Source organism: Photobacterium malacitanum (genome assembly GCF_900185615.1).
GTDB classification, from domain to species: Bacteria; Pseudomonadota; Gammaproteobacteria; order Enterobacterales; family Vibrionaceae; genus Photobacterium; species Photobacterium malacitanum.
The window spans coordinates 884602-906142 of sequence record NZ_FYAK01000001.1 but is presented as its reverse complement, the minus strand read 5'-3'; the positions used below and the strand labels follow the sequence as shown (position 1 = coordinate 906142).

The window sequence follows — 21541 nt, the reverse complement described above, 5'->3', positions numbered from 1 at the left end:
ATTTTAAAGGGGAACACAATGCGCATTATCCTTCTGGGCGCTCCAGGTGCAGGTAAAGGTACTCAAGCTCAATTCATCATGGAAAAATTTGGTATTCCTCAAATTTCTACTGGTGACATGTTACGTGCTGCAATCAAAGCAGGCACTGAACTAGGTAAGCAAGCAAAATCAGTGATCGATGCAGGTCAACTTGTATCTGACGATATCATCCTTGGTCTTGTTAAAGAGCGTATCACTGCAGAAGATTGTGCAAAAGGTTTCCTACTTGACGGTTTCCCTCGCACAATTCCTCAAGCTGATGGTCTTAAAGAAAATGGCGTTGTTGTTGATTACGTTATTGAATTTGATGTTGCTGATGATGTGATTGTAGAGCGCATGGCGGGCCGTCGTGCTCACCTTGCTTCTGGTCGTACTTACCACGCTGTTTACAACCCACCAAAGGTTGAAGGTAAAGATGACGTAACAGGTGAAGATCTTGTTATTCGTGAAGATGACAAAGAAGAAACTGTTCGTGCACGTCTAAACGTATACCACACGCAAACTGCACCTCTTATCGAATACTACGGTAAAGAAGCTGCTGCTGGTAACACTAAGTACCTTAAGTTTGATGGTACTTTACCTGTTGCTGAAGTAAGTGCTCAGCTTGAGAAAGCATTAGCATAAATAGCTTTGTCAATTAGCTAATGACTCATCATAGCTAATAACGATATAAATAAACGGGCTTACCTATTGGTAATGCTCGTTTTTTTTGGTTTTAATATTAGGACAATATCACGATCGTTGTTCAATTGAGTGATTTTGGTTACGAGATTGTATGATCACCTTACTGAAGATAATATAATCTTCAGCTGCGAACGAATGATAAAAGGACATATACCGATGACAATAAATAATAACTATGGGGTATTGCTAGTAAACCTTGGAACACCTTCTGAGCCAACAACCGCGGGGGTAAAGCAGTTTCTGGGTGACTTTTTACATGATAAACGTGTGGTTGATATGACACGTTGGTTATGGTGTCCAATTTTACACGGTGTTATTTTACCGATTCGCTCGCCTAAGGTGGCTAAGTTATACCAATCCGTGTGGATGGAGGATGGCTCACCATTAATGGTTTACTCTCGTCGTCAGCAACAAATACTTCAACAAACACTCAATATTCCTGTTGCATTAGGTATGACTTATGGTGAGCCAAGTATTCAATCAGGCTTACAACAATTGCAGCAACAAGGATGTAAGCGCATCGTTGTGCTACCGTTATACCCACAGTATTCAGCAACAACCACTGCGGCTGCTTTTGATCGTATTGCTAAAGATTTAAAAAAGACTTCTGAGTTACCAGAGTTGCGGTTTATTAATCATTATTATGATCATCCTGACTATATTGCTGCATTAGCGCAGTCGGTTGACGCGTTTTGGGCACAGAAAGGCCAACCTGATTATCTACTTTGTTCTTATCATGGGATTCCGCAACGCTATGCTGATAATGGCGATCCGTATCCAGAGCACTGTCATCAAACAACGGCACTATTGGCTCAATCGCTTAATATGGCGCGTGAAAAAATGAGCATGAGTTACCAATCTATTTTTGGTCGTGAAGAATGGTTGAAACCTTATACCGAAGCCACTATCAAATCATTAGCAGAAAAAGGCATTAAGCGCTTAGATGTAATGTGCCCGGCGTTTTCGGTTGATTGCCTTGAAACACTGGAAGAGATTGCTGAGCAGTGTAAAGAGGTTTTTCTGGAAGCGGGTGGCAAAGAGTTTAATTTGATTCCATGCTTAAATGACAGCCCTGCACATATTTTGATGATGGAAAGTTTGATTAAGCAACATACACAAGGGTGGTAAATTTTAGCTCGCAGTTACCGCTATACTTTGAACGATAACGTTTGCGTGGTTATTTTTGGTTGTATTCGCAAAACCAATGATAGCTTTTGCTTTTATGTCTTAAATTCTGTGATAGAATTCGCAAAATTTACAACTTGATAGCCCATTGACATGAAATTTCCAGGACAACGAAAATCTAAGCATTATTTTCCCGTACATGCTCGCGATCCACTTTTAAGTCAAACTAAGGTAGAGAAGCGTTTAACACGTACTCATGTGGTGGGTATTGATCAGACATTGGTTGATATTGAAGCCTATGTGGATGACGAATTCCTGGAACGTTATGAGTTAAGCAAAGGCCATTCATTGGTGATTACCGATGAAAAAGCTGAAGCGCTTTATAATGAGCTAAAAGAAAACAATCTAGTGACGCATGAGTTTGCTGGCGGCACTATCGGTAATACGCTACATAACTACTCAGTATTAGCTGATGATAAATCAGTATTATTGGGTGTGATGAGTAAAGACATTGAAATTGGTAGCTATGCTTACCGTTATCTTTGTAATACCTCAAGCCGTATGGATATGAACTATCTTCAGCCTGTTAATGGCCCGATTGGTCGTTGCTTTGCGCTGATTTCTAAAGATGGTGAGCGTACTTTCGCGATTAACGAAGGTAACATGAACCAACTTAAGCCTGAGAGTATTCCTGAGAGTGTATTTGAAAATGCATCTGCACTGGTTTTAACGGCATACCTTGTTCGTTGTAAGCCTGGTGATCCAATGCCAGCAGCAACAATGAAAGCAATTGAGTTTGCTAAAAAATATGATGTACCTGTGGTATTAACTCTTGGTACTAAATTCGTTATTCAAGACGATCCACAATGGTGGCGTGATTTCCTACGTGATCATGTTACTGTGGTTGCGATGAATGAAGATGAAGGTGAAGCGTTAACGGGTGAGTCTGATCCGTTAGTTGCAGCAGATAAAACGCTTGAGTGGGTTGATCTTGTATTGTGTACTGCTGGCCCTGTTGGGTTATACACTGCAGGCTACACTGAGGATAACGCAAAGCGTGAAACAAGCTTGCCATTGCTTCCTGGCGAGATTGCTGAATTTAACCGTTATGAATTTAGCCGACCAATGCTAAGAAGTGCATGTGAGAATCCAATTAAGGCCTATTCACACATTGCACCTTACATGGGTGGTCCTGAGCGTATTAAAAATACTAATGGTGCAGGTGATGGTGCACTTTCAGCATTACTGCATGATATGTCTGCTAACCGTTACCATAAAGAAAACGTGCCAAATTCAAGTAAGCACCAATATTCTTTCCTAACTTATTCATCATTTTCACAAGTTTGTTTATATTCAAACCGTGTAAGTTATGAAGTATTAGCCCAATATTCTCCTCGTCTTTCTCGTGGTTTACCTGAACGTGAAGATAGTTTAGAAGAAGCTTACTGGGAACGTTAATGGCATATTGTCGTTAACAAAAAAACCGCCATTATTCGTGGCGGTTTTTTTTATGGCTTCGGCTTATCTATTTTGTATAAGCTTGGTTGTGAACTGCTGCAATTGCACGGCCTGACGGGTCAGCAGCATTTTTAAAACTCTCATCCCACTCAATCGCTTTAGCACTAGAACATGCAATCGATGGACCACCTGGAACACATTTTGCGGCACTTTCTAGTGGGAATAGCTCTTCAAAAATCTCACGGTACACATAACCCTCTTTAGTTGTTGGCGTGTTATATGGAAAACGGAATGCTGCAGTTGCTAACTGTTGATCGGTCACTTTCGCTGCAGCAACTTCTTTGAGGCTATCGATCCAGCTATAACCCACACCATCTGAGAATTGTTCTTTTTGACGCCATGCAACCGCTTCTGGAAGGTAATGCTCAAAGCACTCACGCACAATGTGCTTTTCCATTTTACCGTTGCCGCACATTTTATCTTCAGGGTTAATGCGCATTGCGACATCTAAAAATTCTTTATCTAAGAATGGTACGCGTGCCTCAATACCCCATGCCGCCATTGATTTGTTAGCGCGTGCACAGTCAAACATGTTAAGTGCTAACAGTTTGCGTACGGTTTCTTCATGGAATTCTTTAGCGTTAGGGGCTTTATGGAAGTATAAGTAACCGCCAAAGATTTCATCCGCCCCTTCTCCCGATAACACCATTTTAATCCCCATCGCGCGGATTTTACGTGACATTAAGTACATTGGCGTTGAAGCACGAATGGTGGTGACATCATAGGTTTCAATGTGGTAGATCACATCACGAATAGCATCTAAACCTTCTTGGACAGTATAAGTTAATTCGTGGTGAACAGTGCCAATCGCATCTGCAACAATTTTCGCGGCTTTTAAGTCAGGAGCATTTTCAAGACCAATCGCAAACGAGTGCAATGTTGGCCACCATGCTTGTGATTGTTCATCATCTTCAATACGTTTAGCAGCAAACTTCTTGGTAATCGCTGAGATAACTGATGAGTCAAGACCACCGGAAAGTAATACACCATAAGGTACATCGGTCATCAGTTGGCGTTTAACGGCACTTTCAAGAGCTTCTGTTAATGCTGCTTTGTCTGTTTTCGCTTGGCTAACGGCATCAAATTCCATCCAGTCACGTTTGTAATAACGGACAGGTTCTCCTTTTTTACTCCAAAGGTAAGTGCCAGGAGGAAATTCACTGATTGTTTTACACACAGGTACCAATGCTTTCATTTCAGAAGCAACATAGAAGTTACCATGCTCATCATAACCTTGATAAAGCGGAATGATACCAATGTGGTCTCGGCCAATAAGGTAAGCATCTTCTTGCTCATCATACAGAATAAAACCAAAGATGCCGTTGAGGTAATCGAGTAACTCAGGGCCTTTTTCTTTGTAAAGCGCTAAAATAATTTCGCAATCAGATTCAGTTTGGAAAGGGTAGTCAGGTGCAAATTCAGCGCGTAGTTCCTTGTGGTTATAGATTTCACCATTAACGGCTAATACATGACTTTTATCCGCGTTATATAGCGGTTGTTCACCACTATTAAGATCAACAATCGCTAAACGCTCATGAACTAAAATTGCGTTGTCTGAAGCATAAATGCCAGACCAGTCTGGACCGCGATGACGCATTTTTTTTGATAATTCAAGCGCCGTTGCACGAAGTGCTGAAGAGTCGCTCTTGATGTCTAGAATACCGAATACTGAACACATAATAATACCGCTCCAAATGTTATCTTTTTAATTATCCATAATTAATGGAAATGTATCATGTAGCAGGAAAGTTATCATTATGATAATTGATGTTGCTGCCACTTCTATTTCGCTTCTGTTTGTTAAAATTACGTATTCACTAATCAATTGCAATCATTTATTTTAATTCAATTTAAATAAAGCCTACTAGGTGAATATTATTCATTTAAATCGCCTTTAAATGAATTTTATTTATTTTGTAACCGTTTTTTAATTAAAAAAATAAACAGTAGGGGGGCTACTGTTTATTTTTCACTGCGAAATATCTAGCTTCTGAAGTGTAATTTAATCCGTTTTAATTGCGGCTATTTGTGGCGCTAACTGTTCACAGACATCACGCGCAAAACCACTGCCGGCCTCGTTATAAATATTAAAGGCAGCATCTACACCTTGTTGATGTAATTGGGCTTCTTCATCATTATATTTAGCTATGGCTGCTATTTTCCCATGAAAATGACGGCTTTTTAGTTGCTCAAGGGCATAAATATTGGCGGTTCCGTTGGGCATCGCTAATAGAATAAGCTCAATATGGTTATTATTAATTGCTCGTTCCCAAAAATCAGGATCGGTTGCATCGCCATGAATAACATTGCGTTGTTGTTTACAATGTAGCTCTACTGAGTCTCTGCGGGTTTCAATACCAAGTACTTGCTTGCCGTAGCGGCTTTCTAGTTCGTCATAGGCACCTGAGCCAATGCGGCCCATGCCTAAAATAACTATTTTGGCATGATCAAAATCAATCAGCTTATCGTTACTATTAAGTCGTTCAGGGTCGAACTCTTTTAAGCGTTTAGCAGCCTCGGTGTAGAGTTTATTACTCATACTATTAAGTGGTGCGGCTAATAAAAATGACAATGAGACTGCCATCGCCATCGCGACTAAAAAAGTGCCGGGTAATAGACCCATTTTATAAGCAACGCCACCAACAATTAATCCAAATTCGCTGTAATTAAATAAGGTTAAAGTGGCTAGCATTGAGGTGCGAACACGATAACGACATAAGTGGAAAACCGCGTAATAAAGGATCCCTTTAACTGGCAGCAATAGCATTAATACCAGCGCCATTAAAAAGCCATTAAGGGTGGGTGATTCAGCAAGGCCAATATTTAGAAAGAAACAGACTAATAGTAGTTCTTTGAAATTAAACAGTGATTTTGCCATTTCAGAGGCTTTAGGGTGGCCAGCCATCAGCATTCCCAGTATCAATGCCCCTAAATCGGGCTTCATACCAACAATTTCAAATAACCCCGCGCCAGCAACTAATGCCAACATTACAGCGTAAAGGACTAATATTTCACCATGGCCTGCTTTATCAAGAATTTTGTATAACAGTGGGCGTAACAAAGGCAGGGCAAACAGACCAAGCGCGGTGATCTCTGGCACTTTTCCGCTTGAGATCGTGAGAAATAGCACCGCAAAAATATCCTGCATAACCAGAATACCTATTGCGACAGTGCCGTATTTAGCATTTAACTCGCCTTTATCTTGCAGGAGTTTAATCGCAAATACAGTACTAGAAAATGATAAGGCAAAGCCGATGAGTACCAGTTGATTGAATGCCATCTCAGCAAACATACTTAAGCCTAATTGTTTAAGTACGACTAAAAATAGCGTAAATAGTGCGGTGGATAATAAGTTGTGTAGGGTTGCGCCACCCCATACTTCTTTATTGAGTAGCGTTTTTACATCAAGTTTTAAACCAATAGTGAACAATAATAACGTCACGCCAAGGTCGGCTAACGTGGTTAGTGCTGGCGTTGAATGGAAGCCAAAACTATTTAACCCAAAACCGGCAACTAAAAAGCCAACCAGCGGCGGTAATTTACAACGTAGAGCAATGAAACCGGCTAGAAATGCCGCGCTAATATACAGTAACTCCATACCTTGAACTACATCCTTGCAAGATAGTGTATAAAAATAATACCGATGATAGCATAAAGGGGATTAATCGAATGTGATTAATCCCCTTTGAGTGTGCTGATTTTATTGCCAAACTTTAGCTTGGTTGATGATTAATCTTCCAATAAACGTTGTAATAATACGCCGTTTAACATTGCCCGTTTGATCATTGAAAATGCACCAATAGTTGGCTGGTTAAATAACTCAGATGCGACGATGGGTAAACCATGATTAAACGCTGCTAATGATTGGTTTTCAACACAACGTTGTATTGCTGGTAATACAATCGCTTGAGCTTGAGTAATATTACCCGCGAGAATGATTTTTTGAGGGTTGAATAAATTAATCGTCATTGCTAACGCTTTACCAAGATGATGGCCAACGTTAAGTAATGCTTGAGTTGCAAGCTCATCCCCGTTATTAGCAGCATCACAAATGGCCAGCATTGTCAGTTCTTCAAGCGCTTGTAAGCTGCTTGGATAACCTTGATCTAGCAATTGCTGTACATGTTTGATGACCGCAGGATCAGAAGCAACAGTTTCTAAACAACCAAAGTTACCGCATTGACACTTGTCACCAAGGGGATCAATTTGAATATGTCCAATTTCGCCAACATTACGGTTTTGGCCTAGGAATACTTGGCCATTAACAATAATGCCAGCACCGGTACCATTATGCATACTGACTAAAATTGAATCTTTACAATCGCGGCTAGCGCCAAAATAGTGTTCAGCTAATGCAAGGCCTCGAATATCATTACCAACAAAAGTAATAATATCAAAGGTGTCTTGAATAATATGAGCCAACTCAAAATCATGCACGTCAATATTGGGCATATAAGTGACGGTGCCATTTTCGGGGTTAACAAGCCCTGGAAGAATAATGCCAAATGCCACCAGTTCTTTCATTACATTCTGGTTATTATCAATAAATTCTTGAATATATTTGATAAGGCCTTCAGCTAATACATATTGATCAGAATATAAGAATGGGTAAGCCGCACCTGTAATATGTTTACCGCTGAGGTCATAAAGGGTTATTTCAATATAATTTCGGCCAATGCGTACTGCGATAGAGTGAAAATCGACTGACTCTGTTGTCAGGGATATTGCTCTTCTTCCACCAGTAGAAGCTTGTTGCGCGACCTCTTTTATCAGGCCGCGCTCCAATAATTGGCGGGTAATTTTAGTGACGCTTGCAGGGGCTAGGTGGCTAATATCAGCAACCTGTATGCGAGAAATAGGGCCTTGCAAGTCGATGAGTCGGTATACTGCAGCACTATTTAGCTGCTTGACCAGATCAACGTTACCAATTTGTCCGCCTGTCATAGTTTAGTTCTGCTCGTATTTACCGTTAACGATTGTCGCCTTAACGTTAAAGTCACGATCAAAAATAGCCAGGTTCGCAACCATACCATTTTTAATAGCACCCAATTTCTTATCAACACCAATGGCGCGCGCAGGATAAAGGGTAGCCATGCGAATCGCTTCGTCTAAGGCGATGCCTATGTGTTCGACACTATTTTGTACCGCTTCAATCATTGTTAGTGCCGAACCACCAAGTGTGCCATTTTCGTCAACACACTTACCATTCCGGTAATATACTTTTTTCCCTGTAAAAAGAAAGCTATCGATGTTAGCGCCTGCTGGAGCTGTGGCATCGCTCACTAAAACAAGGTGACTTTGCTTCATTTTATGTGCCATTCGAATATTGGCATAGTCGACATGGTAGCCGTCAGCAATAACACCGGTATATATTTCGCTACTATCATAAATTGCGCCAACAAGACCTGGCTGACGATTTTCGATAGATGTCATGGCATTGAACAAATGGGTTGTGAAGCTAATGCCAGCATCAAACCCTTGACGAGCTTGAGCATAGGTTGCATCGCTGTGTCCTGCTGAAACAACAATGCCTGCATCTACCAATTGTTTTATATGCTCAGCGGTATTCATTTCCGGCGCTAAGGTGACTTTAGTTATAACATCTGCGTTTTCACACAGAAGATTGATCATCTCATCGGTTGCGGGACGAATAAAGTCTGGGCGATGAATACCTTTTTTCAATACATTGATGTAAGGGCCTTCAAAGTGAATGCCTAGTGATTGATGTTGGTATTGTTGTTGGTAAGTGCGTTGGGCTTGAATGGCTTGCTTCATGTCTTCATCAGCAGAAGTGATGAGTGTTGGCAGAAAGCTGGTACAACCGAATTTGAGGTTGGTGCGGTGCATGGTATCGATGGTGGCAGGGGTTATGTCGTTGTTGAACATCACGCCACCACAGCCATTGAGTTGTAAATCAATAAAGCCGGGAGTTAGGTTTGCACCTTGTAAATCAATTGTTTCTATATCATTTTTTATGTCGTTTTCAGGAATTATTGCGTGAATATTCACGCCGTCAATAATGACGGCGTGGTTATTCAGCACATCGCTACCTGTGAATACTCGACAGTTTACTAGCGCGTACATGAATTATCCTTTATGGGGATTAGAGGTGTGTAATGTTCTCTGCTTCTAACTCTTGGAAGTACTTAACTGTTTTCACTTTAAGTTCTTGAGTTGATGGTTCATCACAGATGATCATTGATTTTGGATGAAGTTGCAGTGCAGAAACTGTCCATAGGTGGTTAACACAACCTTCAACAGCAGCTTGTAGTGCTAGTGCTTTGTTGTGACCTGTGATCAGAATCATCACTTCTTCAGAATCTAATAACGTACCAACACCAATTGTTAATGAGTACTTAGGTACTTGGTTGATGTCACCGTCAAAGAAACGTGAATTTGCAATACGTGTTTCATGGGTTAGCGTCTTGATACGGGTACGAGACGCTAATGATGATGCTGGCTCGTTGAATGCAATATGACCATCGTTACCCACACCGCCCATAAACAAGTTAATGCGGCCATAGGTTTTGATTTTATCTTCATAACGTTGGCATTCTGCTTGGTGATCAGTTGTATTACCGTCAAGCAGGTTAATGTTTTGTTCTTGCATATCAACATGGTTGAAGAAGTTGTTATACATGAAGTTACGGTATGACTCTGGATGATCAGCAGCCATGCCAACATATTCATCCATGTTGAAAGTAACAACATGCTTAAAGCTAACTTCACCAGCTTGGTATAGCTCGATAAGACGCTTGTAAGTTGCTAGAGGAGTACCGCCAGTCGGTAGACCTAATACAAATGGACGTTCTGCTGTTGGTTGGAACTTATTGATACGATCTGCAATGTAGCGAGCAGACCATAGACCAACATCTTGAGCGTTATTAAGCGGGATTAGTCTCACGTTGACACCTCTTTGAAGATAGTTAAAACAGGAAAAATCTGAGCGGCATAGCGCCTTTGTTTCGAATGATAAAATAAGTTTTATGATCGAGCTAGCAAAATCACTCAGTTCTAACCTCGGTCGGTGATTAAGATCACAAATGATGATGTTTTAATTTGCGGAGCGAAATAAAATTCATAAACTGCAAAGGACAAAAAAGGGATGGCAAAAAAAAGCTATCACTATCGCATCTAAGAAAACCATAGGGGGAACTAAGGGTGAATATTCTTGGATATTTTCAAAAAGTAGGTAAAGCACTAATGGTGCCAGTTGCAGTACTTCCTGCAGCGGCGATTTTAATGGGTATCGGCTATTGGGTTGATCCGTCAGGTTGGGGTGCTAACTCTGCAATTGCAGCATTCTTAATTAAAGCGGGCTCTTCAATTATCGACAACATGTCAGTATTGTTTGCAATTGGTGTTGCATACGGCATGTCTAAAGATAAAGACGGTGCAGCTGCACTGGCAGGTTTTGTAGGCTACACAGTAGTAACTACATTGCTATCGCCAGCAACAGTAGCAATGATTCAAGGTATCGACGCAAGTGCTGTTCCAGTTGCTTTTGCGAAGATTAATAACCAGTTTGTTGGTATCTTGGTTGGTATCGTATCTGCTGAAATCTACAACCGCTTCTCAAATGTTGAATTGCATAAGACATTAGCATTCTTCAGTGGTAAGCGTTTGATTCCAATTCTAACCTCTGTAGCGGGTATTGGTATTGCGGCAGTATTACTGTTCGTATGGCCACTTGTTTACAATGGTCTAGTTAGCTTTGGTGAAAGTATTCAAGGTCTAGGTGCTGCAGGTGCTGGTATCTATGCATTCTTCAACCGTCTATTGATTCCTGTTGGTCTACACCACGCACTGAACTCAGTGTTCTGGTTTGACGTTGCAGGTATTAACGACATTCCTAACTTCCTAAGTGGTCAAGGTGTTCCTGGCGTAACAGGTATGTACCAAGCTGGTTTCTACCCTGTAATGATGTTTGGTCTACCAGGTGCAGCGTTAGCGATGTACCACACTGCTAAACTTAAGAATAAAGAGCGTACAGCATCATTATTAATCGCTGCTGGTTTTGCATCATTCTTCACAGGTGTTACTGAGCCGCTAGAATTCGCATTCATGTTCCTAGCTCCGCCACTATATGTTATCCACGCAGCATTAGCAGGTATCTCAGTATACATTGCAGCTTCAATGCACTGGATGTCAGGCTTTGGCTTCTCTGCAGGTCTTGTAGACATGGTATTGTCTGCACGTAACCCACTAGCAGTGAACTGGTACATGCTGATTCTTCAAGGTATTGTATTCTTTGGTATCTACTACGCAATCTTCCGCTTTGCGATTGTTAAGTTCAATCTTAAAACGCCTGGCCGTGAAGACGATGAAGAAGATGAAACATCATCAGCGAAAGGTTCTGCTGAAACGGGTGAGCTAGCGAAGCAATACTTAAAAGCGCTTGGTGGTCACGGTAACCTAGAAAATATTGATGCTTGTATTACGCGTCTACGTCTTACTCTAAAAGATAGTAGCCTTGCGAATGAGAAAACATTAAAAGCACTAGGTGCAATGGGTGTGGTTAAATTAGGTACAAATAACCTACAAGTTATCCTTGGCCCTCTAGCTGAAATCGTTGCTGGCGAAATGAAAAAAATTCCAGCATCAGAAGACCTATCAGCAGTAAAACTTCCATAATTATTTAAATTCTTAAGTAATTAAGCGACACACGAAATACCGCAACACTTTTAATTAGACCGGTCCTGATATTTTAGTTGTAAGATATCAAGACCGGCATTTTGAGTACCCAACTTTTGGGCTCTATATAGATTTTCCCTTCATTTAAAGGGATATCGGGAGAAAGGAATATTTCATGACTATTAAACTTACGGCGTTAGCATCTTTCATTGCACTTGCAGTAACTGGTTGTGCAACACAAGGAAATGATGATGAGAAGGTTGTTAAAAAATTAGCTAACAACCTTGATGTTACTTATGAAATTGTTACTCAACACGGTGCAGAAGAAGGTCTACAATGTAAGACGCTAGGCGCAGAGTGGGCATCTTGTGATCTAATTAATTTGACGCTGGAAAATAATGGTCCAGCAGTGACTGGCACTGACTGGAAAATTTACTTCAGCAGCATTCGTCAAATTCTTGAAGTACAAAACGACCAATTTAAAGTTACCCACGTAACAGGTGACCTTCATACGCTAGAGCCAACTGAAAAGTTTGATGGTTTTGCAGAAGGCGAGAAGGTTGTTATTCCTTACATCGGTGAATACTGGACGCTATTTGAAAATGATTATATGCCACGTGCATATGTAACGTCTGGCAATGCTGCCCCACAAACCATTAAGAGCACAGATACAGCCAACCCTGCTGATTATGTTGTGCCGCTTAAAGGTGACCAATTCAAGCGTGTTAAAGCCGATAATAACGTGCTTGCAACTGCAGAATCACGTTTTGAAAAGAACCAAGATATTAATGTGTTAGCAACAGAAGAAGTGGCAGCAACAATTGTTCCTACGCCATTAAGTACTAAGCTAACAGGTCATACTGTTTCACTAGCAAACGGTATTAAAATCAGCAACTTCACATTGCCTGCCGATATGATGGCAGCAGTGAATGAGCGTCTTGACGTATTAGGTGTGAACACTAAAGGTCAATACCCAGTGAAGGTGAGCCTACTACCTGGTTCATTTGCTAAAGAGCAACAAATCGCTGGCGCTTACAAGCTAGATGTAACACCAACAGGTGCAACGGTTATTGGTTTTGATGACCAAGGTGCATTCTATGGTATGCAGTCACTTATCTCGCTAATGAGCACTGGTGCTAAAAATAGCATTCCTACGCTAGAAGTAACCGATGCGCCGCGTTTTGATTACCGTGGTGTGATGGTTGATGTGGGCCGTAACTTCCACTCAAAAGAAGTGATTTTACGTACGCTAGACCAAATGGCAGCGTACAAGATGAACAAATTCCACTTCCATTTATCTGATGATGAAGGTTGGCGTGTAGAGATCCCGGGTTTACCAGAGCTAACAGACATTGGTGGTAAGCGTTGTCACGATCTGTCTGAGACATCATGTCTACTACCACAACTAGGTTCAGGTCCAACATCTGATAACGATGGTTCTGGTTACTACAGCAAGCAAGATTACTTAGATATTCTTAAGTACGCTAAAGCGCGTGGTATTGAAGTTATTCCTGAAATCGATATGCCAGCTCACGCACGTGCAGCAGTGGTAGCAATGGAAGCACGTTATAAGCGTCTAGCTGCTGAAGGCAAAATGGATGAAGCGAATGAGTACCGCTTGATGGATCCACAAGATACATCAAACGTAACTACAGTACAGTTCTACGATAAGCGTAGCTTCATTAACCCATGTATGGATTCTTCTGCAAAGTTTGTTGATAAAGTTATCACTGAAATGCAAGCAATGCACAAAGAAGCTGGTATGCCACTAAATACTTGGCACTTCGGTGGTGATGAAGCGAAAAATATCAAACTAAATGCAGGTTTCCAAGATATTAATGCCGCTGATCAAACGGCTTGGACTGGTTCTATTGACCAATCTAAGCAAGATAAGCCATACCAGAAATCACCAATGTGTCAGAAATTGATCGCAGAGGGTGTGGTAAGTGATTACGACCGTCTACCAAGCTACTTTGCAGAGCGTGTAAGTGAAGTGGTTAACGGTAAAGGTATTGAGAACTTCCAAGCATGGCAAGATGGCTTGAAGTACTCTAAAGATTCAACAGCATTTAAAACTGACAACGTACGTGTAAACTTCTGGGACGTTCTATACTGGGGCGGCGGTGCATCTGCATATGAGTGGGCTGATAAAGGCTACGATGTAGTAGTATCTAACCCTGATTATGTTTACATGGATATGCCATACGAAGTAGACCCATCAGAGCGTGGTTACTACTGGGCTACACGTGCAACAGATACCCGTAAGATGTTTGGCTTTGCACCAGAGAACTTACCACAAAATGCGGAAACATCAGTTGATCGTGATGGTAACGGTTTTGTAAGTAAAGGTACGGTGAAGTCAAAAGGTTTCCACGGTCTATCAGCTCAACTTTGGAGTGAGACTGTTGGTAATGACGAGCAGTACGAATACATGGTATTCCCACGTGTTCTAGCAGCAGCAGAGCGTGCATGGCATAAAGGTGAGTGGGAAAATGAATACCAAGTGGGTGTTGAATATTCACAAGACTCTAAACTGGTAAACAAAAAAGCACTTCACGATGAGTGGCAGCGTTTTGCTAACGTTCTTGGTCAACGTGAGCTAGCTAAATTAGATGCAGCTGGTATTCAGTACCGCGTACCAGTACCTGGTGCTAAGATTGAAAACGGTAAACTTGCGATGAACGTAAGTATGCCAGGTCTTACACTTCAGTACTCTACAGATGCTGGTAAAACATGGAACACTTATGATGCAAAAGCACAACCAACAGTAACGGGTAACGTTGAAATTCGTGCTGTAAGTGGTAACGGTAAGCGTTTCAGTCGTGTTACATCACTGTAATCAACTGACGATAGTATAAAGCCAGAACATTGATTGATCTGGCTAATTGCCGGCGATGGGATAACCATCGTCGGCTTTTTATTGCGCGTTATTTATGAAATCAACAACTATTGTCTGTGATAACGGTGTTTTTGATTTTTTGCATAGCAGCATTAAGGTATAGTGTGCAGTCATAGTTCATATTGATGGACTGTACATAATTCTCAATCCTGTAAGTACACGAGGTGTAATAGATGAGTGAATCTGAAGCTCGTCCATCTAACTTTATTCGCCAAATTATTGATGCGGATTTAGCCAGTGGCAAACATACAAGCATACATACCCGATTCCCGCCAGAACCGAATGGTTATCTGCATATCGGCCATGCGAAATCTATTTGTTTGAACTTCGGTATTGCTCAGGACTATCAGGGTCAATGTAACTTACGTTTCGATGACACTAACCCTGAGAAAGAAGACATTGAATACGTTGAGTCGATTAAAAATGATGTTAACTGGTTAGGCTTTGAGTGGAGTGGTGAGATTTGTTACTCATCAAACTACTTTGATCAGCTTCACGGGTTTGCCATTGAATTAATTAATAAAGGCTTAGCGTATGTCGATGAGCTAAGTCCTGAGCAAATGCGCGAATACCGCGGTACGTTAACCCAAGCGGGTAAACATAGCCCTTACCGTGATCGCAGCGTTGAAGAAAACCTAGCCTTATTTGAAAAAATGAAGAATGGCGAAGTTGAAGAAGGCAAGATGTGCCTACGTGCAAAAATCGACATGGCATCGCCGTTTATGGTTATGCGTGATCCGGTTATCTACCGTGTACGTTTTGCAACTCACCACCAAACTGGTGATAAGTGGTGCATTTACCCAATGTACGACTTCACGCATTGTATTTCTGATGCGCTAGAAGGCATTACGCATTCTATCTGTACGCTTGAATTTATGGATAACCGTCGTCTATATGATTGGGTGCTTGAAAATATTACTATTGATTGCATTCCACATCAGTATGAGTTTAGTCGTCTAAACTTAGAATATACGGTAATGTCAAAGCGTAAACTAAACCAACTGGTTACTGAGAAATTAGTCGATGGTTGGGATGATCCACGTATGCCAACGATTTCTGGTTTACGTCGTCGTGGTTTTACTCCTGGCTCTATGCGTGAATTCTGTAAGCGTATTGGTGTAACTAAGCAAGACAACACCATTGAAATTAGTTCATTAGAATCTTGTATTCGAGATGATCTTAACGAAAACGCACCACGTGCAATGGCAGTTCTAGATCCTGTTAAAGTTGTCATTGAAAACTTCGACGGTGAAACTGAAGTGCTGACTGTCGCTAATCACCCGAACAAGCCAGAAATGGGGACGCGTGAAGTACCATTTAGCCGTGAACTTTACATCGAACGTGAAGATTTCCGCGAAGAAGCGAACAAGAAATACAAGCGTTTAGTATTAGGTAAAGAAGTTCGTCTACGTGGCGCATACGTGATTCAAGCTGAGCGTATTGAAAAAGACGCTGAAGGTAATATCACGACGATTTACTGTACTTACGATAAAGACACGCTAGGCAAAAACCCAGCAGACGGTCGTAAAGTAAAAGGTGTTATTCACTGGGTATCAGCACAAGCCGGTATTCCAGCAGAAATTCGTTTATACGATCGCCTATTTACGGTGCCAAACCCTGGCGCTGCAGAAGATTTCGTATCAGTGATTAACCCTGAATCTCTAACGGTATTAAATGGTTTTGTTGAGCCTGCATTAGCAGCAGCAGAAGCAGAAAAAGCTTACCAGTTTGAGCGTATGGGTTACTTCTGTGCTGATAATAAAGATTCAACAGCAGATCACCTAGTGTTTAACCGCACAGTGGGCTTACGTGATACTTGGGCAAAAATTGGTGACTAATTAGTTATTAATCTTTGTTAAAAAGCGCCTATTTCAGTGATGGAGTAGGCGCTTTTTTTATGTTGTTTAGTTATGAGTTAGTTTTTTGAAGCGATGATTTTTTGAGTAATATCACCCGCTAAATCATTATTAACAAGATTAAAGTTGATTAATTTTTGTGATTGTTGAATGGCTTTAACGTCATAGTTAAATTGGGTATAAGTATCGCCCCATTGATAACGAATAAAGGTTTGGCCTGATTGTAAATGGGTATTAACTGAGTATTCGGTTGCATAGCCAGCCATTTTGCCATTGATAGGGCGGTTAGGAGCATCGTGGGGAATACGAAACATGGTCGAATCTAGTTTTAGAATACCATTAATAACACTGGTTGGTTCTTTTAAGTGTTTTGAAAAATAAGTGGTGTGAATAAAGCGATCCTCAGGATTAGCATTACCACCTGTACCAAGGTTTGTTTGGCTCCATTGTTGAGCTTGTTCGCCCCAACCTCGTTGTGAACGTTTTACATTTGCAAGATGTTGTTCATATCCCGGCTGGTTAGTCAGTACTGTGTATTGCTTACCGTGCCAAATTTGTGGTTTACCGTCACGCCATTCAATAATGGCACTATCACCGCTTGGATCTTGAAATGAGATATGCAGTGCAATACGTACAGGAATACCATTGATCAGCTCTTCAATTGGAGCATTATCTTTAATTGCAGCAACCAGTTGATTGACGTTTTTATACTGTGATAATAAATGGCGTAAATAGGTTATTGCGCCTACTTTTTGTTGCGGATCGGCTGTGCCTAAATCCATGCCACCATCATAAAGTACGTTACCACTTAACCCTTGCGAGTTGATTCCATCAAGAACAATGCCATAGGCAGTTATACCTGTAATGGCATACTTGGCCTTAACATTATTAAGTTTACTTAAATGAGTGGAGTATTCACTGCCTTGAGGGAAGTTGACCAATGTTGGTTGGGTGGATTCCGACCAGTCCATTGTACGTGCAACGAATGTGCCCTGATCTTTTGTTTGCCATAAAACACGAGTGCAAGCATTAGCAGCAGAAGAAATAGAGCCTAACGATAAGGCTGAAATTAAAGCAATAGTCAGTGAATGCGGCTTCATGATTAATTCTCAATATAATTAAATAATTGATATATAGGTAATTAATCATTGGTTGTCACGTGGTCAATTGTAACGTTATTTGAATAGTGAGCTCGGTCTCTATTTGGGCTGAATATAAAAAAACCAGTGATATTGCTCACTGGTTCTTAGCGTGAAAATAACTAATCATTGTTATTTTTCATCGTGCAACGTTTCATCTGCATTACAGTTGCCATCAAAACAATGACCATAAAGGTATAGGCTATGGTTTGTTAGACGAACATTAAAGCGTGCCGCGATCTCTTTTTGGCGTTGCTCAATCATTTCGTCTGAAAATTCAATTACTTTTCCACAATCAAGACAAACAAGGTGATCATGATGATGTTGAGTGGCTAATTCAAATACTGACTTACCACCTTCAAAATGGTGGCGAGTTACAATGCCTGCATCATCAAATTGGTTAAGAACACGGTAAACCGTCGCAAGGCCAATTTCTTCACCGATATCGATGAGTTTTTTATACAGGTCTTCAGCACTGATATGTTGGCAATCCGGTTGTTGAAGCACTTCTAAAATCTTAAGACGAGGAAGTGTAACTTTAAGACCTGCTTGCTTGAGCGCGTGATTATTATCTGACATCCGATTTTCCTGTTGGCTAGCTGCAAAATGTAGCAGTAGTCTTTCTCATTTAGATTCATTATAAGTGACGTAACAATAACAATAAACCTTAAAAGGTCAGTTATCTAGCAGAAGTATCACTTTTCTTTAGTTTGCAATATTGTAAATCTTATGTAATAAATTAACTCATCATACCAGCTTGTATGGAGTATTGCCTTGTTTGATTACTATAAGCCGAGCTTGGTTAAGCTGGCGTTAAACTTATGGCCTCCATTTTGGGGAGCTGGTATTAAAATTTTGTTTATTAGTGATGATTTTCGTTATGTACGATTACAATTAAAATTGCGTTGGTGGAATAAAAATGCCAATCGAACCCAGTATGGTGGCAGTATTTTCTCGTTAACTGATCCAGTTTATTCACTGATGTTGATGGGAATTTTAGGTAAGCGCTATTTCGTGTGGGATAAACAAGCACATATCGAGTTTATACGCCCAGGCGATGGCGATTTATTTGCTGACTTTGTTATTTCACAAGCTTGTATTGCTGAGATTATTGCAGCAACAGCTGAAGGACGTAAGTATTTACCAGAGTTTCGCGTTAGCGTGACTAAAGCGAATAATGAGGTTGTGGCACAAGTTACACGAATATTATATGTTAGAAAAAAGCCCCAATATCGTTCACAACAGCTTGAACCATCAGCAGATATTGAAATGAAGTAGGCTAATTAACGATTGTAAGGCAATAAAAAACGCGCTATTAAAGCGCGTTTTTATTGGTCAATTGTGACAATGCTTAGTCAGCAAGTTCAGCAAGACACATTTCATCAAAGATTTGATTAACCCATTGCTCAACACGAGCAGCTGTTAGTTCTGGTTGACGGTCTTCATCAATACATAAACCAACAAAGTTTGCATCATCAACTAATGCTTTTGATGCTTCAAATTCATAGCCAGCGGTTGAGTAATTGCCAACAATTGTGCCGCCTTTGCTTTCAACGATGTCACGAACAGTACCCATTGCATCACAGAAGTACTCTGCGTAATCTTCTTGGTCACCACAACCAAAGATAGCAACAAGCTTAGTTGAGAAATCAACTTGTTCAAGCTCTGGGAAGAAATCATCCCAATCACACTGTGGTTCACCGTAGTACCAAGTAGGGATACCTAGTAGTATCAGATCAAAGTTGTCGATATCTTCTTTGCTGCTTTTTGCGATATCTTTTACTTCAACTAGTTTGCTACCTAGTTGCTTCTGAATCATTTTAGCGACAGCTTCGGTGTTACCGGTGTCGCTACCAAAGAAGAGTCCAACGCTCGCCATAGTAGATATTACCCATATTAAATTGTTAACTGCTGCTAGCAGTTTACAGAAATCAGTATAAATGACGCAATGATAATTAATATTTGATGACGATTTGGTGTTTTTTCGCCCAAATATTATCACTGATTATTATTGCCCTTGACTAAGTAGGGCGTGATAGCTTGTCGTTAATAACATTAGCTTACTTATCGGCTGTTTAGTCGCATTAGAGATTAATGAAAGCTATCAGAGTTAACGCACTATACCACAATAGAGTACGGGATTTAATAATTACTCTTGTTGTCTACTATAGTTAATGGTCGATTTTAATGAGCAGTTATTTACGTTTACTGCTCTAGAAATTGATTAATAATTCGATTAACCGTTACTGGTTTCTCGGCGTGAAGCCAATGGCCGCTATTGGCAACCACATGCGCTTTAGCATTTGGAAATTGCGCCATAATCTCGCTGCGGTATTGAGGCTCAATATAATCAGATAATTGACCTTTAATAAATAACGTCTTACCACTAAAAGGTTGTGGTGCTGATTGCCAACCCATAATTGTAGCGTAGTTGGCAATTAACCCTTCGACGTTAAACCGCCATTGATAGCCTGTGTTGGTTTTCGCTAATGATTTTAGTAAAAATTGACGCACATCGGCGTTATCAACATAACGTGCTAGATAGTCTTCAGCTTGTGAACGTTTGGTTATTGAGTGAAGATTGACTTCACGTAAACCATTAAAGACATTTTGATGACGATGTTCCGTGTAGGTAACGGGGGCAATGTCGATAACAATAAGGTGGTTAATTCGAGCAGGTACAAGTGCAGCTAATGTCATTGCGACTTTTCCTCCCATCGAGTGGCCAATAATATCAAACTGATCAATGGCTAAATGATCAAGGGTCTCAATAATATCTTGTGCAAGATCCGTATAGCTAAATTGATCACTGTGCGGGGATAAACCATGATTGCGAAGATCGATGCTGATCACTTGGTTGTGGTGTTTTAATTCTCGGGCTAAAAGACCAAGATTATCTGCGCTGCCAAACAAACCATGGATCAAAACGATCGTTTTACCCTTGCCTTCAGCACGAAAATGAAGATTCACTGGCTATTTTCTCTAGTTAGGTGTGGTATTTACCATAGAGTATAACCTCGGATCAGGCTATAATCGTACCCAGAATTTTAAACGGAATGATAATGAATAATACCATGAAGACTATTGAGGTAGACGAAGAGCTATATCGTTTTATTGCTAGCCAAACTCAACACATTGGTGAAAGCGCTTCTGATATTTTACGTCGCTTGCTTATGGTGCCAGAAGAACAATTGCAACCAGAAGTTGCTGTTGTGATGCCGGTTCGTCCTAAAGGCATCGTTGTGAGCCGTGATGCTGGTAATGAACCAACCATGGATCGCGTTAAAGAAATGCGTACCGTGCTAATTTCTGATGAATTTGCAGCGCAAGAAAAAGCCATTGGCCGTTTTATGCTGATCTTATCTTCTCTTTATCGCATTGATGCTGACGGTTTTGCTGAAGCAGCTGCTATTAAAGGGCGTACACGCGTTTATTTTGCTCATGACGAAGAAACGTTGCTTGCAAGTGGTAAAACAACGAAGCCTAAATTAATCCCAACGACGCCATTTTGGGTGATCACTAATACTAATACTGACCGAAAGCGTCAAATGATTGACCAATTAATGACGAAGATGGGCTTCAGTTCTGATATTATTGATAAAGTTTGTGGTGAAATATAATCACTATTGATTTTTTACAAGGATAAG

Annotated in this window: 17 protein-coding genes; 8 read left to right on the top strand and 9 right to left on the bottom strand. The window is 40.7% G+C overall.

The window, feature by feature from the left end:
* Positions 1–18: 18 nt before the first annotated feature.
* The 3 genes from adk (at position 19) to PMAL9190_RS04005 (ending at position 3306) form a co-directional block, all read left to right on the top strand.
* A complete protein-coding gene (gene adk, locus PMAL9190_RS04015; RefSeq protein ID WP_060997002.1) occupies positions 19–663 on the top strand; it encodes an adenylate kinase in 645 nt (214 codons plus the stop codon).
* Between the two features lie 216 nt (positions 664–879).
* On the top strand, positions 880–1851 hold the full coding sequence (gene hemH, locus PMAL9190_RS04010; protein WP_087844021.1) for a ferrochelatase: 972 nt from the start codon (positions 880–882) through the stop codon (positions 1849–1851).
* Positions 1852–2001: 150 nt separating this feature from the next.
* Positions 2002–3306, top strand: coding sequence for an inosine/guanosine kinase (locus PMAL9190_RS04005; RefSeq protein WP_087844020.1), 1305 nt, complete (start codon positions 2002–2004; stop codon positions 3304–3306).
* Positions 3307–3373: 67 nt separating this feature from the next.
* Here the strand turns inward: PMAL9190_RS04005 and asnB are convergent, their stop codons facing one another.
* From asnB to nagB, 5 genes are all read right to left on the bottom strand, one after another.
* A complete protein-coding gene (gene asnB / locus PMAL9190_RS04000; protein WP_087844019.1) occupies positions 3374–5044 on the bottom strand; it encodes an asparagine synthase B in 1671 nt (556 codons plus the stop codon).
* Between the two features lie 324 nt (positions 5045–5368).
* Complete coding sequence (locus PMAL9190_RS03995; RefSeq protein ID WP_087844018.1) at positions 5369–6964, bottom strand: cation:proton antiporter domain-containing protein; 1596 nt, start codon at positions 6962–6964, stop codon at positions 5369–5371.
* 131 nt (positions 6965–7095) lie between these two features.
* The gene (gene nagC / locus PMAL9190_RS03990; RefSeq protein ID WP_087844017.1) at positions 7096–8310 is read right to left on the bottom strand and encodes a DNA-binding transcriptional regulator NagC; all 1215 of its coding nucleotides are present in this window, start codon (positions 8308–8310) and stop codon (positions 7096–7098) included.
* Between the two features lie 3 nt (positions 8311–8313).
* Positions 8314–9450, bottom strand: coding sequence for an N-acetylglucosamine-6-phosphate deacetylase (nagA, locus tag PMAL9190_RS03985; protein WP_087844016.1), 1137 nt, complete (start codon positions 9448–9450; stop codon positions 8314–8316).
* A gap of 19 nt (positions 9451–9469) precedes the next feature.
* Positions 9470–10270, bottom strand: a complete 801-nt coding sequence (nagB, locus tag PMAL9190_RS03980) for a glucosamine-6-phosphate deaminase (protein ID WP_087844015.1) — start codon at positions 10268–10270, stop codon at positions 9470–9472.
* Between the two features lie 257 nt (positions 10271–10527).
* On the opposite strand from nagB, the gene nagE reads away from it, so the two are divergent.
* The 3 genes from nagE (at position 10528) to glnS (ending at position 16737) form a co-directional block, all read left to right on the top strand.
* Positions 10528–12000: an N-acetylglucosamine-specific PTS transporter subunit IIBC gene (gene nagE / locus PMAL9190_RS03975; RefSeq protein ID WP_087844014.1), complete on the top strand. Its 1473-nt coding sequence runs from the start codon at positions 10528–10530 to the stop codon at positions 11998–12000.
* Between the two features lie 175 nt (positions 12001–12175).
* Complete coding sequence (locus tag PMAL9190_RS03970) at positions 12176–14839, top strand: beta-N-acetylhexosaminidase (protein ID WP_087844013.1); 2664 nt, start codon at positions 12176–12178, stop codon at positions 14837–14839.
* 233 nt (positions 14840–15072) lie between these two features.
* Positions 15073–16737, top strand: coding sequence for a glutamine--tRNA ligase (glnS, locus tag PMAL9190_RS03965; protein ID WP_087844012.1), 1665 nt, complete (start codon positions 15073–15075; stop codon positions 16735–16737).
* Between the two features lie 77 nt (positions 16738–16814).
* Here the strand turns inward: glnS and PMAL9190_RS03960 are convergent, their stop codons facing one another.
* Both PMAL9190_RS03960 and fur read right to left on the bottom strand, forming a co-directional pair.
* The gene (locus tag PMAL9190_RS03960; protein ID WP_087844011.1) at positions 16815–17855 is read right to left on the bottom strand and encodes a linear amide C-N hydrolase; all 1041 of its coding nucleotides are present in this window, start codon (positions 17853–17855) and stop codon (positions 16815–16817) included.
* Positions 17856–18026: 171 nt separating this feature from the next.
* The gene (fur, locus tag PMAL9190_RS03955) at positions 18027–18473 is read right to left on the bottom strand and encodes a ferric iron uptake transcriptional regulator (protein WP_087844010.1); all 447 of its coding nucleotides are present in this window, start codon (positions 18471–18473) and stop codon (positions 18027–18029) included.
* A gap of 195 nt (positions 18474–18668) precedes the next feature.
* On the opposite strand from fur, the gene PMAL9190_RS03950 reads away from it, so the two are divergent.
* A complete protein-coding gene (locus PMAL9190_RS03950) occupies positions 18669–19172 on the top strand; it encodes a DUF4442 domain-containing protein (RefSeq protein ID WP_087844009.1) in 504 nt (167 codons plus the stop codon).
* Between the two features lie 73 nt (positions 19173–19245).
* Here PMAL9190_RS03950 and fldA read toward each other — a convergent pair whose 3' ends face one another.
* Both fldA and PMAL9190_RS03940 read right to left on the bottom strand, forming a co-directional pair.
* Positions 19246–19773, bottom strand: coding sequence for a flavodoxin FldA (gene fldA / locus PMAL9190_RS03945; protein ID WP_087844008.1), 528 nt, complete (start codon positions 19771–19773; stop codon positions 19246–19248).
* Positions 19774–20099: 326 nt separating this feature from the next.
* The gene (locus tag PMAL9190_RS03940) at positions 20100–20864 is read right to left on the bottom strand and encodes an alpha/beta fold hydrolase (protein ID WP_087844007.1); all 765 of its coding nucleotides are present in this window, start codon (positions 20862–20864) and stop codon (positions 20100–20102) included.
* A gap of 104 nt (positions 20865–20968) precedes the next feature.
* On the opposite strand from PMAL9190_RS03940, the gene seqA reads away from it, so the two are divergent.
* Complete coding sequence (gene seqA / locus PMAL9190_RS03935) at positions 20969–21514, top strand: replication initiation negative regulator SeqA (RefSeq protein ID WP_087844211.1); 546 nt, start codon at positions 20969–20971, stop codon at positions 21512–21514.
* Positions 21515–21541 lie beyond the last annotated feature (27 nt).

What these genes read in the sequence shown, in the direction of transcription:
- fur (WP_087844010.1), bottom strand. Translation starts at nt 18,473, where the DNA reads ATGTCAGATAATAATCACGCGCTCAAGCAAGCAGGTCTTAAAGTTACA.
- asnB (WP_087844019.1), bottom strand. Translation starts at nt 5,044, where the DNA reads ATGTGTTCAGTATTCGGTATTCTAGACATCAAGAGCGACTCTTCAGCA.
- seqA (WP_087844211.1), top strand. Translation starts at nt 20,969, where the DNA reads ATGAAGACTATTGAGGTAGACGAAGAGCTATATCGTTTTATTGCTAGC.
- PMAL9190_RS04005 (WP_087844020.1), top strand. Translation starts at nt 2,002, where the DNA reads ATGAAATTTCCAGGACAACGAAAATCTAAGCATTATTTTCCCGTACAT.
- PMAL9190_RS03995 (WP_087844018.1), bottom strand. Translation starts at nt 6,964, where the DNA reads ATGGAGTTACTGTATATTAGCGCGGCATTTCTAGCCGGTTTCATTGCT.
- hemH (WP_087844021.1), top strand. Translation starts at nt 880, where the DNA reads ATGACAATAAATAATAACTATGGGGTATTGCTAGTAAACCTTGGAACA.
- nagA (WP_087844016.1), bottom strand. Translation starts at nt 9,450, where the DNA reads ATGTACGCGCTAGTAAACTGTCGAGTATTCACAGGTAGCGATGTGCTG.
- adk (WP_060997002.1), top strand. Translation starts at nt 19, where the DNA reads ATGCGCATTATCCTTCTGGGCGCTCCAGGTGCAGGTAAAGGTACTCAA.
- PMAL9190_RS03970 (WP_087844013.1), top strand. Translation starts at nt 12,176, where the DNA reads ATGACTATTAAACTTACGGCGTTAGCATCTTTCATTGCACTTGCAGTA.
- fldA (WP_087844008.1), bottom strand. Translation starts at nt 19,773, where the DNA reads ATGGCGAGCGTTGGACTCTTCTTTGGTAGCGACACCGGTAACACCGAA.
- glnS (WP_087844012.1), top strand. Translation starts at nt 15,073, where the DNA reads ATGAGTGAATCTGAAGCTCGTCCATCTAACTTTATTCGCCAAATTATT.
- PMAL9190_RS03960 (WP_087844011.1), bottom strand. Translation starts at nt 17,855, where the DNA reads ATGAAGCCGCATTCACTGACTATTGCTTTAATTTCAGCCTTATCGTTA.
- nagC (WP_087844017.1), bottom strand. Translation starts at nt 8,310, where the DNA reads ATGACAGGCGGACAAATTGGTAACGTTGATCTGGTCAAGCAGCTAAAT.